General features: G+C 54.8%; 17 protein-coding genes. 7 read left to right on the forward strand and 10 right to left on the reverse strand.

From position 1 onward, the window contains the following. Positions 1-14: 14 nt before the first annotated feature. On the reverse strand, positions 15-1,313 hold the full coding sequence (locus K0I31_RS04820; RefSeq protein WP_220080092.1) for a DEAD/DEAH box helicase: 1,299 nt from the start codon (positions 1,311-1,313) through the stop codon (positions 15-17). 319 nt (positions 1,314-1,632) lie between these two features. Here K0I31_RS04820 and K0I31_RS04825 point away from each other — a divergent pair, with 319 nt between their 5' ends. Next, a complete protein-coding gene (locus K0I31_RS04825; protein WP_011864756.1) occupies positions 1,633-2,832 on the forward strand; it encodes an EAL domain-containing response regulator in 1,200 nt (399 codons plus the stop codon). A 116-nt stretch (positions 2,833-2,948) separates the two neighbouring features. Here the strand turns inward: K0I31_RS04825 and K0I31_RS04830 are convergent, their stop codons facing one another. Beyond that, a complete protein-coding gene (locus tag K0I31_RS04830; RefSeq protein WP_220080093.1) occupies positions 2,949-4,736 on the reverse strand; it encodes an aminopeptidase P family protein in 1,788 nt (595 codons plus the stop codon). Positions 4,737-5,253: 517 nt separating this feature from the next. Here K0I31_RS04830 and K0I31_RS04835 point away from each other — a divergent pair. From K0I31_RS04835 to K0I31_RS04845, 3 genes are all read left to right on the forward strand, one after another. Then, the gene (locus tag K0I31_RS04835; protein ID WP_220080094.1) at positions 5,254-6,450 is read left to right on the forward strand and encodes an MFS transporter; all 1,197 of its coding nucleotides are present in this window, start codon (positions 5,254-5,256) and stop codon (positions 6,448-6,450) included. 158 nt (positions 6,451-6,608) lie between these two features. Then, positions 6,609-7,388 carry an ROK family protein gene (locus K0I31_RS04840; protein WP_220080095.1) on the forward strand — a complete coding sequence of 260 codons (780 nt, stop codon included), beginning with the start codon at positions 6,609-6,611 and terminating at the stop codon, positions 7,386-7,388. 303 nt (positions 7,389-7,691) lie between these two features. Further along, positions 7,692-8,930: a M24 family metallopeptidase gene (locus tag K0I31_RS04845; RefSeq protein WP_220080096.1), complete on the forward strand. Its 1,239-nt coding sequence runs from the start codon at positions 7,692-7,694 to the stop codon at positions 8,928-8,930. Between the two features lie 212 nt (positions 8,931-9,142). Here K0I31_RS04845 and bamJ read toward each other — a convergent pair whose 3' ends face one another. From bamJ to K0I31_RS04865, 4 genes are all read right to left on the reverse strand, one after another. Beyond that, positions 9,143-9,616 (reverse strand): BamJ family beta-barrel-assembly machinery protein, encoded by a 474-nt coding sequence (bamJ, locus tag K0I31_RS04850; RefSeq protein ID WP_220080097.1) that lies wholly within the window; start codon positions 9,614-9,616, stop codon positions 9,143-9,145. Positions 9,617-9,702: 86 nt separating this feature from the next. Beyond that, complete coding sequence (locus tag K0I31_RS04855) at positions 9,703-10,053, reverse strand: DUF1294 domain-containing protein (RefSeq protein ID WP_220080098.1); 351 nt, start codon at positions 10,051-10,053, stop codon at positions 9,703-9,705. A 209-nt stretch (positions 10,054-10,262) separates the two neighbouring features. Continuing rightward, complete coding sequence (locus tag K0I31_RS04860; RefSeq protein ID WP_220080099.1) at positions 10,263-11,492, reverse strand: hypothetical protein; 1,230 nt, start codon at positions 11,490-11,492, stop codon at positions 10,263-10,265. A 375-nt stretch (positions 11,493-11,867) separates the two neighbouring features. After that, complete coding sequence (locus tag K0I31_RS04865) at positions 11,868-12,344, reverse strand: hotdog fold domain-containing protein (protein ID WP_220080100.1); 477 nt, start codon at positions 12,342-12,344, stop codon at positions 11,868-11,870. Between the two features lie 212 nt (positions 12,345-12,556). Here K0I31_RS04865 and K0I31_RS04870 point away from each other — a divergent pair, with 212 nt between their 5' ends. Then, positions 12,557-13,507, forward strand: coding sequence for a polyprenyl-phosphate transporter (locus K0I31_RS04870; RefSeq protein ID WP_011864765.1), 951 nt, complete (start codon positions 12,557-12,559; stop codon positions 13,505-13,507). Positions 13,508-13,522: 15 nt separating this feature from the next. Next, positions 13,523-13,714: a hypothetical protein gene (locus tag K0I31_RS04875; protein WP_220080101.1), complete on the forward strand. Its 192-nt coding sequence runs from the start codon at positions 13,523-13,525 to the stop codon at positions 13,712-13,714. A gap of 61 nt (positions 13,715-13,775) precedes the next feature. On the opposite strand, the gene K0I31_RS04880 is transcribed toward K0I31_RS04875, so the two are convergent. Then, on the reverse strand, positions 13,776-14,120 hold the full coding sequence (locus tag K0I31_RS04880) for a DUF3634 family protein (RefSeq protein WP_011864766.1): 345 nt from the start codon (positions 14,118-14,120) through the stop codon (positions 13,776-13,778). A gap of 125 nt (positions 14,121-14,245) precedes the next feature. Between K0I31_RS04880 and K0I31_RS04885 the strand changes: the two genes are divergently transcribed. Further along, positions 14,246-14,416, forward strand: coding sequence for a hypothetical protein (locus K0I31_RS04885; protein WP_011864767.1), 171 nt, complete (start codon positions 14,246-14,248; stop codon positions 14,414-14,416). A gap of 116 nt (positions 14,417-14,532) precedes the next feature. Here K0I31_RS04885 and K0I31_RS04890 read toward each other — a convergent pair whose 3' ends face one another. The 3 genes from K0I31_RS04890 to K0I31_RS04900 all read right to left on the reverse strand — a co-directional run bounded on the left by K0I31_RS04890 (position 14,533) and on the right by K0I31_RS04900 (position 17,274). Then, positions 14,533-15,252: a TorF family putative porin gene (locus K0I31_RS04890; RefSeq protein ID WP_011864768.1), complete on the reverse strand. Its 720-nt coding sequence runs from the start codon at positions 15,250-15,252 to the stop codon at positions 14,533-14,535. 110 nt (positions 15,253-15,362) lie between these two features. Continuing rightward, positions 15,363-15,728, reverse strand: a complete 366-nt coding sequence (locus tag K0I31_RS04895; RefSeq protein ID WP_220080102.1) for a cupin domain-containing protein — start codon at positions 15,726-15,728, stop codon at positions 15,363-15,365. Positions 15,729-15,783: 55 nt separating this feature from the next. After that, the gene (locus K0I31_RS04900; protein WP_220080103.1) at positions 15,784-17,274 is read right to left on the reverse strand and encodes a CoA-acylating methylmalonate-semialdehyde dehydrogenase; all 1,491 of its coding nucleotides are present in this window, start codon (positions 17,272-17,274) and stop codon (positions 15,784-15,786) included. Positions 17,275-17,298: the final 24 nt, after the last annotated feature.

Here is a 17,298-nt window from a genome sequence, read left to right on the forward strand (position 1 = left end):
TGACCGTACGTCGATTATTTTTGCTTCTTTATTTTCGCGTTGGATGAGTTCTTCACCTTTACCCGGCGAGACCCCATGTTCTTCTCGGCGATCACCTGGGCACCCACGTTGTCGCTGCGCTGCTGTTTCTTGGCGAAGCTGCGACGCTTCTGCAGCTGTTTGATCAAGAGATCGCGACTGCCCACCTCATAGCCTGGGATGGTGATGCGGCGGATCTTATTGCCGATCAATTTCTCGATGTCGGCTAAGGTACGCTCCTCCTCACGGCTCACCAGCGAGATGGCGACGCCAGTGCGACCGGCGCGGCCGGTACGACCGATACGGTGAACATAGTCCTCAGCCAGGAAGGGCAGGTCGAAGTTGACCACATATTCCAGCTCGGGGATGTCCAGGCCGCGGGCGGCGACCTCGGTGGCAACCAGGGCGCGCACCTTGCCCTCTTTAAATTCTCGCAGCGCGCGGCGACGATTGCCCTGGGCCTTCTCGCTGTGAACCACGGCAGAGGGGATGCCGTCCAGGTTGAGTTCCTTCACCAGGACGTCGGCGGCCTCACGGGTGGCGGTAAATACCAATACCTGTTGCCAGTTCTTCTTGCCGATAAGCTCAGAGAGGAGTTCACGCTTGCGGCGCTGCTCCACTGGGTAGACCACCTGGCTGACGGTCACCGCCGTGGTGTTTTGCTTGTCGACGGCAATCAGCTTAGGCTTGACCAGCATCTCGTTGGCCAGCTGCTTGACGGCGCTCGAGAAGGTGGCGGAAAACAGCAGATTCTGACGGTCGCGATTAACCTGCTGCAGGATCTTCTGGATGTCTGTGATGAAGCCCATATCCAACATGCGGTCGGCCTCATCCAGTACCAGGAAGTCGACGTTAGACAGGTTGAGGTTACAGGCTTGCAGGTGCTCCAGCAGGCGACCCGGGGTGGCCACTATGATGTCGGCGCCTTTCTTTACCTTAGCCGCCTGGGTATCCATCTTGACGCCGCCATAGACGGTCAGCACTGAGATAGGCAGGTAACGGCTGTACTGCTTGATGTTGTCGGCCACCTGAGCCACCAGTTCGCGGGTGGGGGCCAGGATTAGCGCGCGGGTGTTGGAGCGCTGAGTGTCGCTTGGGCTATCGAACATCTTCTGCAGGATAGGCAGGGCGAAGGCTGCCGTCTTGCCGGTACCCGTCTGGGCGCTGGCGAGCACATCCTGTCCGCGACGGATCGCCGGGATGGCCTCTTTTTGAATGGGCGTCATTTTTTGGTACCCACATTCTGAGATGGCGTGCAAAATCTCGGGAGCAAAACTGAAAGATTCAAATCTCATGGGATATCCTGTTGTTTACCTTTTAAAATAACGACATATCAAATTGAGTTTAGTCCAGACTCGAGCTGTACCTTAACCCATTACCACCCTGGGCCACAAAGGCGGCCGCGGAGTATAGCAAAATTTTCGGTTAAAACCTGCACTTTTATCTGCCGCAATTATCGCCGATGCCGACAATTTGGGTCAATTTGACACTTAAGCGCGCTGAACTAACCTTATTAAGTTAACGTTTGGAGGTTGTCACAGGCATGGAGGCTTAGGTGTATATTTGGTATGCCCCAACTGCGAGGCAGCATCCTGCTTTGGATGAGGGGATGTCATGTCGATAAATGTCTTGATCGTCGATGATTCACTGAGCGCCTGCCGCGTGCTCAGTCGTCACTTTTTGCTGCTGGATGTGGACAAGGTGGAGTTCTGCCGCGACGCCCGCAGCGCCATTCGAACTTTAAGCAAATATAGCGATGACTACCAGATAGTGGTGGTAGACCTGCACATGCCCGAAGTCGACGGCATAGAGTTTCTGATGCGTCTGAGTAAGATGGAGTTTAAGGGGGGGATCATCATTGCCTCTGGCATGGAGTCGCGTATCGTCGAGGCCGCCTCCCAGCTGGTGGAGGCCTCCAAGCTCAGGCTGCTGGGCGCCCTGATGAAGCCAGTTACCACAGAGCAGCTCAGGGTCTGTGTCGAGCGTTATCGCCTGATGGCCTTCCAGGGCAACGGCGTGCGCCACAAGGGATTGATGAGCATCGACGAGATCCGCCGCGCCATCAACTCCAATAAGATCATTCCCTATTATCAGGCACAGGTGGATATCGCCAGCGGCAAGATAAAGGGGTTCGAGGTGCTGTGTCGTCTGCAGCAGGGCACTCGCTTGCAGTTGATCACTCCAGATAAGTTTATCGATGTGGCCGAGTGCAACAACGCTCTCAACAGCCTGACCACTAAGCTGCTGAACAATGCCATCCCTGAGTGGGCGCTGATCAGCCAGTTTGAGTCGTGCAAACAGTGCCACCTGTCGATCAACCTGACCCCCAAGCAGCTTAATCAGAGCGGCTGGCATACCCGCCTGATGCAGTATTGCGAGCAAAACCTCTTGTCACCGTCGCGCCTGACGGTGGAGATCACCGAAAATCAGGTGCTGGATAAGCAGCGTCAGCACTCCACCATCAGCCAGCTGAGGATGAACCGTATTGGCGTGGCCATAGACGATTTCGGTACCGGTTATACCAATCTCTCCCAGCTGTGCACCCTGCCTATCAGCGAGTTGAAGCTGGACCGCAGCCTGGTTCATGGCATACATAAAGATCCTGTCTCCCAGACCATACTGAAATCTATGCAGGCGATCAGTGGCAAGCTCGGCATTCATCTGGTGGCCGAGGGAGTAGAGGATATCCATGACCTCAACTATCTGGAGCAGATCGAAGATATCTCCTTGCAGGGCTATCTCATCTGCCGTCCTAAACCCTACAGCGAGCTGGTGCGCTGGCTAAAGGCCCGCGAGCGCCTGGTTCAGGCCTAAACAAAAACAGCACCTTAGGGTGCTGTTTTTTTATGGGGCAAATGCCCCTGTCTTAAAAGGCCAAGGCTTTAAATGGCCTAAGTTTTAAATGGACAAAGCTTTATATAGCCAAAGTTTTATATAGCTTTGGTCGCCTTGAGTAGCCAGTCGAGCTCAGCGCCCTGCATCAGCGGGCTCAGGGTCTCTCTGACTCTCTGATGGTAGCCATTGAGCCAGTTGATCTCGGCGTCATTCAGCAGCTGCTTATCGATAAGACGAGTGTCGATCGGGATAAGGGTGAGGGCATGGAACTCATACATCTCACGCTCGGCGCCGGCCAGAGCCTCGCAGGCCTGCACTGTGATGAGGTTTTCGATACGAATACCAAAGGCATCGGCGCGGTAGTAGCCCGGCTCGTTCGACACCACCATGCCCGGCAGTAGGGCGACTGCATTGCTGTTCTTGGCGATGCGCTGTGGCCCCTCATGGACGCTGAGGAAGTGGCCCACGCCGTGGCCCGTGCCGTGGTCGTAATCGAAGCCGTGTTGCCACAGGTATTGACGGGCGAAGCCGTCGAGCTGTTGGCCCGTGGTGCCCTTAGGGAATCTGGCCTGATCCAGGGCGATATGGCCCTTCAGTACCAGGGTGACCATCTTACGCTGCTCGTCGGTGACCTCGCCGATGGCGATGGTGCGAGTGACGTCTGTGGTGCCATCCAGATACTGGGCGCCCGAGTCCACCAGATAGATGCTGTCCATGGTCATCATAGCCGGGGTGCCATTGTTGTGGTTGTAGTGGCACATGGCGGCGTTTGCACCGGCGGCCGAGATGGTATCGAAGCTTGGCTCGCGATACTGGGGATCTTCCAGGCGGAAGCTCTCTAGCTTGTCGGCCAGGGTGCCTTCGTCGTAGAGACGCTGGGCGGCCACCTCGACGTCGAGCCAGGCGAGGAAACGGCTCACGGCCACGCCGTCGCGAATATGACAGGCGCTAAGACCGGCGAGTTCGGCCGGATTCTTCTGTGCCTTGGGCAAGGCAACCGGATCTTGCCCGGCGATCAGCCTGGCCCCGGCTTGCTTTGCCGTGAGCTGCATCCAGGCGTTGGCGCTGTCTGGGTCGGCCAGTAGCTTGATGCCATCGAACTTAGATAGCACGCCTTCGAGTTCGGGCTCGGCCATGAAGTTGACGCCAGCACCCACATGGGCCTGGATCCCCTCTGGCAGTTTGGCGAGATCGGTAAAGAGTGTCATCTCGCCATTCTTATACAGCAGGGCCGTGCCTAAGACCACGGGCAGACGAGGTACGTCGTTGCCGCGGATGTTCAGCAGCCAGCAGAAGGAGTCCAGCGCGCTGATGAGCGCCACATCGGCACCGGCTGCGGCCACGGCTTTGCCAATCTGCTCACGTTTCACGGCGCTGCTGACGCCGGCGCTCTGCTCACTAAAGAGGGTGATTGGGGCGCTGGAGGCGGCGGGACGCTCTTGCCAGTGGCGATCGATAGGATTGTCTGTCACCGCAACCAGCTCAATACCGGCGCGCTGACACTGGGCCTCAGCCTGTTGTTGCCAGCTCAGGGTATGCAGGCGTGGGTCATAGCCGATGCGAGCGCCTTCGCTTAGCTGGGCGATGAGCCAGGGGATCTGCGGCGTGTCGGTGAGACTCTGATAATCGAACTGAGCACTGTCTACCTGCTGCTTGACCTGAACCGTATAACGGCCATCGACGAAGATGGCGGCGCTTTCTTTGAGCACTATGGCCATGCCCGCCGAACCGGTAAAGCCGGTGAGCCAGTGGAGTCTTTCGTTACGCTCGGGGACATACTCGCCCAGATATTCGTCGGCCCGGGGCACGATGAAGGCATCGAGGGTTTGGCTGAGCATGTCACTTCTTACGGCGTCCAGACGTTGTGCGGTTACAGATGTCATGAAGTCTCCTTTAGTACCCAATTACGGGGCCATCTAAGCGTGGCCTTCTGGGCTTGAGCGAATAGGCTTGGCCCTATCTTCAGAGGTGAGATATTGGCTGAGTTGCCGCCGATTATCGCAGCTCGGCGGGTGAGTTGGAAGGGAGGCGCGAAAAAGCTGAGCAAGGGCGGCGTAAAGTCTGGTGTGAGTCGCTAGGTTTCCTGTGGATATTGAATCAGATAGCGCTGAGGGGCAGAGATACAGCGCGCAATATCCGCCAATATCCGCTTTCCAGGCTGGTAAAGTTCGCCGCGAGTCAGTATTTTGCTTATAAGTGAACGATTTGTGATTAGGGGCAGTTGACCTTTTGAGCACAAATTTTGTTTTCAAGATGAAGCCTAGGGGCAGCGTCTGTATCATATTTCTACTGGGTTATCGCTTATTTAATTAGCGTACTAGATTGCAAGTGCTCTGCCTTGCCTAGAATGAATACAGAATGCTGCAAAATGAACACAGAAGATCAGTAGATCCTAATTTTATGCCAAGAAATGTATGGGTATTAACCCTGGCTCAGGCCTTTGCCATGAGTGCAACCCCCATGATGATGTTGCTCGGCGGCCTGATTGGCGCTGAATTAGCGCCAACTCCGGCATTGGCCACTCTGCCGATTGCTATCATGGTGATAGGTGTGGCCGTCTCTGTGGTGCCTGTTAGTCGTTTGATGCGTCGCTTCGGCCGCAAGAAGATCTTTCTGCTGGGCAGTGGCTTGGGGGCAAGCGGGGGGCTCCTGGCGGCCTTCGCCACCCAGGCACAGCTATTTGTGCCTTTCTGTCTCAGTGGTTTGCTCTTGGGCTCTGCCGGGGCGATAGTGCAGCAATACCGCTTCGCGGCCATGGAGTCGGTGGCAGCGCTCGATAGTGCCAAGGCGGCCTCCCGGGTCTTGGTCGGTGGGCTGGTGGCCTCCATCATGGGGCCGGAGCTTGCGGTACTGGGTGAAAACCTGTTCGCCACGCCTCATGTGGGTGCCTTCCTGTTTCTGATCTGTGTCTGTCTGATGGCGGGGCTGGTGCTCTGTTTCTATCAGGAAAATCGCCAGGACAAACCGGCCCATGCGGCATCCCATCAGACCGTGCGTCCCCTTGGCAACATCTTGCTGCAGCCTTCAATCTGGACCGCCATCGGCGCGGCGACCATAGGCTATGGCATGATGAGCTTCATCATGACGGCCACGCCCCTGCATATGCATCACATGGAGCACTATTCCCTGGCCGATACCAAGTGGGTGATCCAGAGTCACATCATCGCCATGTATTTTCCATCGCTGTTTAGCGGCTATCTGGTGGCCAAGTTTGGCACCAGCCGCATGATGCTGGTGGGCCTGGCGGCCTATGGGGTGACCATTACGGTCGCCTTGCTCGGGAGGGAGCTGTTGAACTACTGGGTGGCCCTGGTGCTGTTAGGCGTCGGCTGGAACCTGCTGTTTGTGGCCGGAACCGTCTTGTTGCCGCGTTATTACCACAGTGAAGAACGCTTTAAGGTTCAGGCCTTTAACGATGCCTTCGTCTTTGGTTCCCAGGCCCTAGCCTCCTTGAGCGCCGGCTGGGTGCTGCACTGGTTAGGCTGGGAGGTGATGCTGCTCACCTGTATCCCGCTGCTGGCCATTCATCTCCTCCTGATGGCCTGGGGGCGGGTGCCCCTGAGGCTGGCAAATGAGCAGAAAATCGATGAAACCTGATAGGCCTTGATGGAAATTCAATCAAAGCAAGGTGTTAGTCGCATTTTATATAGCCTTAGTTGATGGTTTTTGTGATAAAATTTAGCGATACACAACTCTTCTACTCATCGCGCCGAGAGGCTCTCGCTGTGATGAGCTAGTCGGCTACGGAGCTCGTTATGCAATCCCTGACCATAGATATTGGCGCGACTACCGCCCTGTTCGAAATTGAGACTCAGGGGCGCACCGAGCAATATAAAATCGCCACCGGCGAGCACTTCACCCTGGCCGACCTCAACCGCCATATCGCCGACATCGAAGCCGACTATGGCCTGAGTGACTATGCCTTAGGGGTGGCGGTGCCCGGACTGGTGAAGCAAGATACCTTGATCGCCTGCAAGGTGGCACCCAAGCTCAACGGCCTGTCGCTGGCCAAGCTCAAGACTCAGGCCCGCTTTAGCCTGCTCCACAACGATATCGATGCTGGCATGCTGGCGGTCTGCGACCCTAAAAATGCCTGCGAATTGCTGCTGATGAGCGGCGCCGGCATAGGCATGGCGATCGCCATTAAGGGCGAGCCGTTTCTCGGCGCAGGCGGGGTAGCCGGCGAACTGGGCCATTGCCGAGTGATGAGTGAAGGGGGCGAGTACAGCCTGGAGCAGCTTGCCAGTGGCGAGTCGATTCGCATACGCGGCCTCAAGAGTCCGCAAGAACTCTACCGCGCCGGTAGCTATCTGGGGATGGGCATCGCCTGGGCCATCAATCTGCTGAATCCTAATCGTATCTGGCTTGCGGGCCCTATGATGAATCAGCCGGACTATTATAAGGGCTGTGTCGAGTCCCTGAGACAACTGGCGCTGACGGCGCCGCTGGGGGATGTGAACATCGCCCGGGTCGATGATATGGAGACCCTGGTGTGCCGCGGCCTCAAGGTACTGCTAGCCCAGCACGCCGAGTGAAGACCTAACTCATAACGTCATAGCTCCTAAAGCCAACAGAAGTAAAAACATTATGAGTAAAAGCATTGCGAGCAAAATCAGAACGCACTAATTCGATTTAGTCTTTATTCAGCTTTTACATTTGTCGATTAGATTGCGTTAGCTCTTGAGTCCCCCCTAAGCCTTGCCTGCCTACCTTGAAGATTTTTCTTTCTGTTAGCTACTGCTTTTTTGTATACATTATGCTAAAAAGGCTGCCTATCATTCTTCTTTTCCATGGTGGTTGCAGGCATGCCCAGGCGATCGTCATCAAAGGTGTTAACTATGAGTGTAAATACCACAGGCTTAAATTCTACGATGGGTGTTGGCGGCTCGACGCCCGAGCAGGAGCTGGCCAAGCTGTCCGATATGACCCAAGGGGTCGAAGGGATCTCGGCGCAGGAGTACCGGGCGCGCATCGACAAGGCGCAGCAGCTGATGCGTCAGCAGGGCATTGCGGCCATCTATCTCAACGCCGGCACTAACCTCTACTACTTTACCGGCACGCGCTGGTACGCCAGTGAGCGTATGGTGGGGGCCATATTGCCCGCCGAGGGTGAGCTTGAATATATCGCTCCCGCGTTCGAACTCGACACACTTAAGGGCTACATGGTTATCGAGGGGCGGGTGAACTGCTGGCATGAGGATGAGAGTCCCTATGGCTTGTTCGTTCAGCGACTCGGTGAACTTGGCATAAGCCAAGGCAAGCTGGCGATGGATGAGTCGGCGGCGTTTTTCATCTTCGATGGCGTGCGTCAACTGGCGCCGGCATTTGAATTCGTTAACGGTAAGACGGTTACCGCCGCCTGTCGCATGATCAAGTCTGAGACAGAGCTAGCCCTGTTGCAGCGCGCCAAGGATTTGACCCTTGAGGTGCACAAGGCCGCCGCACGCATCCTGCATGAAGGGATCACAGTCGGCGAGGTGGAGAGCTTTATTCACCAGGCCCACAAAGCCGTGGGTGCTCCTGCAGGCTCCTATTTCTGTATCGTGCTCTTTGGTGAAGACTCGGCCTATCCCCATGGGGTTAAGTCGCCTAAGGCGCTCGAGCTTAACGATACCGTGTTGATCGACACCGGCTGTCAGCTACACGGCTATAACTCAGATATTACCCGCACCTATGTCTACGGCACGCCGAGCGAGCGTCAGCGTCAGCTGTGGCAACTGGAGCAAGATGCTCAGCTAGCCGCCTTCGAGGCCGCTAAGGTGGGGGCACCTTGTTCAAGCGTAGATCGCGCCGCCCGCGACGTACTCGAGCAGGCGGGTTTCGGCCCAGGTTATGACCTGCCGGGTCTGCCCCACAGGACGGGACATGGCATAGGCCTAGATATCCATGAGTGGCCCTACTTGGTGCTGAATGACCATACGCCGCTGGCCCCAGGCATGTGTTTTAGTAACGAGCCCATGCTGTGTGTGCCGGGCGAGTTTGGGGTGCGCCACGAGGATCACTTCTATATGACACAGAGCGGCCCGAAATGGTTTACCCAACCGGCTCACTCTATCGATAACCCCTTCGGATATTGATATCAATCGTAGTAAATAACTGAGCATGCTAGCTTGTTAAAACGTTCGATAACTGCGTTACTATTTTTGATTGTAGAATAACTACTTATCGAAAAATTTCGCCTTGTTCTCGAACGTTTTTGCTACGCTATTTCTGATCACTTATTTCCGTGATTGGTATGATACAAAAAACGCGCCCTAGGGCGCGTTTTTCATGTCGTAAGTCACTGTCTCTACCTATCTATGCTAATCAACTCAACATCGAAGATAAGCACTGAACCGCCGGGGATCTTGCCTGCGCTACGGTTGCCATAGGCCAGACTGCTGGGAATAAAGAAGCGGGTCTTTTCCCCTTCGACCATCAGCTGTACCCCCTCGGTCCAGCCCTTGATGACGCGATTAAGCGGGAAGGCGATAGGCTCGCCGCGCTCGACCGAGCTGTCGAACACTGTGCCGTCGATTAGTGTGCCGTGGTAGTGAACCGTCACGGTATCGCTGGCCTTGGGATGAACGCTGCCGTCACCCTTTGCCAAAATCTTGTACTGGAGCCCCGAAGCGGTCTCGATAACCCCTTCTTGTGTCTTGTTCTGGGCTAGAAAAGCTTCGCCCTTGGCGATATTCTCCTTGGCCGCCTTCTGATTGTTCATGCTGGTAAAGAAGTAAAACAAGACGCCGGCGATCACCACGACTGCTAATATCATTCTCATCTTTGATTTTCCTATAAAAGTTCGGCCTTCATCATAGCCAATTGTGCCCTATGGGTAAACGAGGAGGGCTCATCTGGATCAATAGGCTAGTTAACCCCTAGCTGTGTCAGCAGGGCTTGCCCTTGAGGTGATACCAGAGCGCCTAACAGGCTGAGGTTGATGATCACCGTCAGCCAGAGCACAACGCGAAAAGCACGCTTACTGGACTTGTGTCTCAAATGCTGCTGGCCCAGCATGGCCCCCGGCCATCCACCCAGTAGGGATAACCAATGCAGACGACTCTCTTTAATGCGCCAAGTGTCTTGCCTGGCGGCACGTTTGTCGATGGCGTAGCTGGTAAAAGTGATGAGGCTTATGACGACGTAATAGATGAAGACTGCTATTGGTAGTCGTTGCAACAGACTAGCAAGTAGTAGGCCGATAAACAGTGCAATCATCAGCAGGAGGCGTAGTTTATCGGCTAGGGTCCATCTCGTCCCTTTTTGTCTGATCTTTCCCCCATGAGGGCGCTTGGAGCTTGATGTCTTGGGGCCTGTTGTTTTTCCAGGCCCGCTTATGCTTTGCCTAGGTGTTGCACTGTGACTGTTAGGACGATTTTGTCTCATTGATGCTCTTGCGTTAATTTGGGCAGTGGGTTTTATATCACTTAGAAATAGGTGATCTCCAGTTCGTATAGCGTCGCGTCGTCATCATAAGAGTCATATTTCGCCACCAGCGAAAAGTTTTTTTCATAAATATCGACGCTGTCGAATTCATCGTTAGCCTGTTCGAATTGCGCAAGCAGCTTATCCTTTTGCGATGGAACCGCCATCTTATCGCATAGCACGGCAAGATCCGCATCGTCTGCTTGTGGATAAATACCTGAAGCTAGTCTAACCCTATGTAAGGTGTCGCCGTCGAACTTAAGCTGCAGATGGTTACCTAGCAACCACCATTCGCCATCGCTCGAGATAGCTAATTTCGCCATGCTGGGATAGGCCTTTTGCAGTTGCTGCAGGCTAGGACGCTCACCGACAAACGAAGGGGTGAGCTGTTTTAGCAATGGCTGGAGCGCCTCCTTGTTGGCTTGTTTTCCTCGCAGCGTCAGCTTCGTCTTGTCTTGATAGAGGCTAAAGCCGGTCAATTGAGATTCGGACGTCGCTTCGCCGCTCTGGAGATAGGTATCAAAGTTAAGGGTCAAGCGCTGCTTGCCATCACTGAGGTTGAGGTGGTCGCCCTGTCGCTGGGCTTGGTTGGCGCCCATGGTGCGAATGACTTGTGAGATGGGCGTGCGATAGGCGATCTCACCGTTAATTAACCAAGGGGCACCGTCGAATCCGTCGCGATAATCGATAAGGTTCTGGCCGGTATTGTTCAGTGGGCTGAACTCTGTCGAGATGGCGACGAGCCGCTCTTTGGTAAACACAAACCAGAGCTGCCTACCGTAACCCCAGGCAAAATCTTGCGCGCTAAGCGGTAACTCTATGCTAGCGGGGCCGAGTAAATCATAGAGGGCTTCGGGACTTATGCCGAGTTTGGCGCCATATACGCCATTGTCTAACGATACTAAAGCGGGAGGCAGGCTCTTCGCCGCCGCGAGTTTTGCGACCGATTGAGGTTTGGGGGCCTCAAAGGTGTACTCGAAGCGAGACTGGTGAATTTCATAGCCCTTGCTGTCATAGGCGGCTGCTGTTTGTGACAGGCTTTTATCATGCTCACAGAGACGATATAGCTGTGCTTCGAGATGGGTCTTTAACTGAGTGACCTTAACCATCTCCTGGCTGGAGCGTTGAGAAAGCTTCTTCTCCTTCATCTTGCTGACAATATGGTTGGTCACCTGGGTGAGAACAATGACTTCGGCGCCTCTGCCTGTCGCTTGTTGAGTTAACTGATTCAACGCTGATTTAAAGGCTTCGCTCTCCAGAGGTTTAGTCTCTGCGGGATACTTTTTACTCGTAAGAGTCAGCGATATCGGTGCTAACGTCGTCTCGATACAGTTAGGCTGCTTGTCTAAGATGCGGGCACTTTTATTGCCATCATTATCTGAGGCTGAGGCGTTAGCCGTGAGGCAAAGATATCCCAATAAAAGGGTGTAGCTAGATATTGTCCTTAATGTCGCTCCCATGTGGCGCTTCCCTGATGCCAAAGTATGCCACTAACTTGAGAGACAGAGGCTAAATTGTCAAGTTTTCATAGGATTATCGACAGTGCCATGCGTTTGCTTGCTGGGTGGCGTAGGTAAACCACCCAGCAAATCTGTGTTAAAGCGTGGCTAGGCTTTTGAGGGTTTGAGGGAGATCCACAGCTTGATGTGGCCCTTGACCACCACCACATCGTTCTCATCCAGGGCGGTAACCTTGACCAACATGTCGCCCTCGACCCACTGCTCGGGCGTGACTTCGGCGATGCAGCGGATGTCGCTGCCGGCCTTGGCGGTGTAGTCGACGCTCATTCCCTTGGGGATCCAGCGCAGGTGGGCAGGAATTGACGCCTCGGCCATGGTGCCCATGGCCATCTCCAGGCCATTACAGATGGCGATGACGTGCACTGTGCCTATGTGGTTCTGCACCGCCTTGCGCTTTCGCACCAGCACCTGGCAGTAGTTGGGTCTCAGCTCTGTGACCAGGGGCTTAACGGTGGCGAAGTAGGGCGCCATGCGTGACACCATGAGGGAGAAAAACTTATGGCCCAGTGGCCACTTGGTCAGGCGGTGGTAGAGGGCCATCACTCGTGTCGGTTTGTTATTCATTGGCTTACTCGTTATTAAAATGCTTTGCTGGTTTAAGAAAAAGCTTGTCTGGTCAGATGAGTCGTTAGACTAGCCGAATAACAAGTGGTTAACAATAGCGCCGTGATTTGACCGTCTAAACCAAACTTCATTTTCCTTTGGCTGCGCCGGGCGCGTATAATCGGGCGCTAAGGCTTTTGGCTTAAAGAAAATCATTAACTTAAGGATCTTGAGTGAAATATCTGCTGACTTATTTCAAAGGGATGGCCATGGGGGCCGCCGATGTGGTGCCCGGCGTTTCCGGGGGCACCATTGCCTTCATCACGGGGATCCTCGACCCCCTGCTCAACAGCATACGTAAGGTTAATCCCAGCCTCATCGGCGTGATCCGCCAGCAGGGGCTGAAGGCCGCCTTTATGCATATTAACGGCCCCTTCCTGATCGCCGTGTTCGGCGGTATCCTCACCAGCATCTTTACCCTGGCCAAGCTGATCACCTATTTGCTGCATAGTCATCCGATACCCGTGTGGTCCTTCTTCTTCGGTCTCATCATCATCTCTGTGGTGCACATGCTCAAGCAGGTGAAGGGCTTCTCTGTGGGACGCCTGGCCCTGTTTGCCCTGGGCGTGGCCTTCGCCTGGGGGATCACTGTGCTGCATCCAATCGATATGCAGATGACCTATCTGAATGTCTTCATCGGCGGCAGCATCGCTATCTGCGCCATGTTGCTGCCGGGGATCTCTGGCAGTTTCATCCTGCTGCTACTCGGCCTCTACACCTCGGTGCTGGGCGCCGCCAAGAGCCTGGATATCCCCGTGTTACTGACGTTCGCCAGTGGCTGTGTGGCAGGCTTGCTTTCATTCAGCCATCTGCTGTCGGCGCTGCTGCGTAAATATCATGATGCGACGCTTATATTCCTCACCGGCTTGATGCTCGGCACCCTAGGTAAGATCTGGCCCTGGAAGCAGGTGCTCACCTGGCGTGAAAACTCGGCGGGCGAGCAGGTGCCGCTGCTGGAACAGAACCTGTCGCCCATGAATTTTGAGCAACTGACCGGGCAACCGGCACAGCTTGGGCTGGCCATCTGCGCCATGTTGGCGGGTATCGCGCTGGTATGGGCGCTGGAATATTTTGCCGGTGACAATGCTGCTAGCACTAAAAGTAAGAATACCGCTAAAAACTAGGTGTGGGGGCGAGAGATGAATAAGTGGATACTGCTGATGGTGCTTGGTTTGAGCGCCTGTTCGACCGGGATAAACATGAGTGTGACGGCTGAGCCAGAGCCTCAAGGGGATCCGCTGGAGGTCAAAGACCCCATGTCACAGGATAATCAACGCATCATAGACGATGCCAAGCAAGATGGCCGCCTGGATCAGTACCTGAATCCGTAATCTGTGGCGGCCCCTGCTTAGGCTAGATTTTAGTTTAGGCTAGGTTTAGCTTTGGGCGGGCCTAGCCTGCCTGACGCGAGTTATCGACGGTTTTCTTGTCGTAGTATTCGAACGGAAATTGATTGCGGATGCGCTGTATGATGGCATCGCTGACGTTAGCCGACACATGTAGCCTGACGCTGCCACTCTTCTCTGCACGTACTACACAGGTCAGTTTCTCACTCTTGGCGATGGCTTTACATTCCCGCTGAAACTTCTCCGGGATCTTGCCCTTGTGGGAGATGAGACGGCCATCTTTAAAATGCATTTCAAAAAGGCTTAAGCCACGTTTGCCTGAGAAGATCAGCTTGTAGATCAGAAAGAGGCCCACCAGGATAAAGGCGATTTTCAATAGGGTTTCAGTCATAGTCACTCCTTAGCGTTATAGTTTGAAGATACTCCCGGCTAAGGGTTTTTCCTAGCGGCTTAGATCAAATTTTTAATAAACTGGCTATACTCTTCGAAGGAGTTTAATACGTTAAGGAAAACACTATGCACCTGTCTAATGCCCGCCGCTGGGAAAAACTCTGTCATCAGCAAGCCAATATTTTGCAAGGGTTGTCGCAAACCTTTCCCGAGCGCGCACAGGCGCATCAGGAGCTAGTGAATTACTGGCGCGCCCTGGCCGAGCGAGTCCGCCGGGGTGAGAGCCTGAAGCTGTAATGTAAGAGATTGTCGAGTTTAGGAGTAGATTGACCTTAAACTCGCAAATATACCCCTAATAAAAAACCGCCGATGAAGGCGGTTTTTTTACAATCACTTGGTTGGGGAGGAAGGGGTTAGAAGGCGTAGCTGGCGGTGGCCAGAATGGTGCCTTCGTTCTTCCATGGACCGTCCTTGATCTCGTTGTCGCTGCTCAGATTAGTGTCTAACCAGGCCAGCGATAGGCCGACACCGCCGATCTCGGTGGAGACGCCGATGGAGTAGTCGACATAGTTCTCACCCCAGTCTAGGTCTGCACCGTCGCCATAGTTGTAGCCCACGTGAGCATCTATGCTCCAGTTCTCGATAAACTCGTAGGAGTAGTTCAGCTCGCTGTAGTGCAGAGACACATCGGCATTGGCGTAGTCGTTGGTGTACCACTGGGCGAAGTGGAAGTCGGCAAAGTAGAAGCCCAGTGAGGCCTCGAGGTACTTAGTGCTCTCATCCTGTCCCGGATAGGTGTAGTAGGTCAGGGTGAAGTCATATTCCACCGCATCGTCTTCACCGAAGGCACCGGCGTAACCGGCATAGAAGTCGACTTCGACATCGGCATCATAACTTTCATCATCGACATTACTGCCCCAGGCACCGATGAAGAAACCACTTTCCATGCTGTAATCTATGCTGGCTTGAACGGCAAAATCGCCTGCGGTTTGTGAGATACCGCGGAAGCGGTAATCGTTGGTGACGCCAATTTCTCCCGAGACTTCAGCCTGTGCCAAAGGTGTGATTAGCGCGGTTGCCAAGGTTAAGCCAGCTAGCTGGGCTATCCGTTTCTTATTAAATTTTTTATACACGGTGGTTTCTCCATTTCACTTGGTTGACACCGATCCGGTTAGCGAGCTATCCGGATCAGATTAAGCCAAACAACAGCTAGGTAGCTGAGACTACATGGCAATGATTTTTGTTATTTTTGCTCAAATACGACGTAAATCTTGCGACAGTCCTGCAGCACTCGCCATACGCCCTTAAAACCGGCGGGGATGACGAAGCGATCTCCCTTGCTGACCGTCAGGCTGTTGCCTGCTTCATCAATGATCTCGCTGCTGCCCGATAGGATCTCGCAATACTCATGTTCGCTGTAGTTGACCTTCCAACTGCCGACCTGGCCCTGCCAGATCCCGGCGTGAAATTGATCGCAGGGGCTGGAGTAATGGTTCTCCAGTTGCTGCTTAGGCTCCCCGCTTAATACCTTTTCCGGTGCCACCTCATAGTGTTCCGTCTTAACCTTATGCTGGCCAAAGTTGATGATGGCATCAATAGTCTGTGTCATTTCTGCTCCAATTTACAGATAGACTTAAGGCGCAGCGAGGCGCCTTAAGCTTAGTTTATTTCATGGTCGGCATGACAAATTCTGCCTGACTGCCCTTGCCCTTGGGCCAGCGGGCTGTGATCGCCTTGCGCTTAGTATAGAAGCGTACGCCGTCTGGACCATGCATGTGCAGCGGGCCGAAGAGGGAGCGCTTCCAGCCGCCGAAGCTATGGAAGGCCATAGGCACAGGGATGGGCACATTGACCCCAACCATGCCGACCTGCACATGGTGGCAGAAGTGTCTCGCCGCCTCGCCGCTCTGGGTAAAGATGGCGGTGCCGTTACCAAACTCGTGTTCGTTGATCAGGGTCAGCGCCTCGGCATAATCCTTCACCCGGACGATGGCCAGCACAGGGCCGAAGATCTCTTCCTTGTAGATGGTCATCTCTGGGGTGACGTGGTCGAACAGGCAGCCGCCGAGGAAGTAGCCCTGCTCGTGATCGGCTACACTCAGTTGACGACCATCGGCCAGCAGGGTCGCCCCTTCGTTCACGCCTCTGTCTACATAACTGCGTACCTTGTCGAGATGCTGCGCCGAGATCAGTGGTCCCATCTCCATCTCGCCTTCCAGGCCGTTACCGACCTTGAGCGCCTGGATCTGTGGCAGCAGTTTCTCTACCAAGGCATCACCCACTTCGCCGACGGCCAGCACGACAGAGATCGCCATGCAACGCTCGCCGGCACTGCCATAGGCGGCGCCCATCAGGGCGCTGACCGCCTGGTCGAGATCCGCATCTGGCATCAACAGCATGTGGTTCTTCGCGCCGCCCAAGGCCTGTACACGTTTGCCGTGGGCCGCCGCCGTCTGATAGATATATTCGGCGATCGGTGTGGAGCCGACAAAGCTCACCGCCTGAATGTCCTTGTGTGTCAGCAGGGTGTCGACCGCTTCCTTGTCGCCGTTGACCACGTTAAATACGCCATCCGGCAGGCCTGCCTCGGTGAGGAGTTCGGCCATGCGCATCACAGAGGTCGGATCCTTCTCCGATGGCTTCATGATAAAGGTATTGCCCGCAGCGATGGCGATGGGGAACATCCACATAGGCACCATCACAGGGAAGTTAAAGGGGGCGATGCCGGCTACTACGCCCAGGGATTGGTTGAGTGTCCAGGCATCGACGCCGCCACCGACCTGCTCTGTGTGCTCGCCCTTGAGCAGATGAGGGATGCCACAGGCAAACTCCACCACCTCGAGGCCGCGGATGATCTCGCCCTTGGCATCGTCGAGCACCTTGCCGTGTTCGCGGGTGATCATGGCGGCCAGCTCGTCCATGTTGGCTTCCACCAGGGCCTTAAACTTAAATAGAATGCGTGCGCGGTTTAGTGGGGTCATCTCTGACCAGGGGCCGTGGGCCTTCTTGGCCAGTTCGATGGCCGCATCTACCTCGAGCGCGCTGGCCAGGGAGACGTTGGCCTTGTGCTCGCCGGTGGCGGGTTCGAAGACGGCGGCGCTGCGGGCGCTGGGCTGTGTGTGCTGGCCGTTAATGTAGTGGTTTATCTGCTGCATAGCGCGTAATTTCCCTGCAAAAAT

Source organism: Shewanella spartinae, assembly GCF_019457555.1.
Lineage (GTDB): Bacteria > Pseudomonadota > Gammaproteobacteria > Enterobacterales > Shewanellaceae > Shewanella > Shewanella loihica.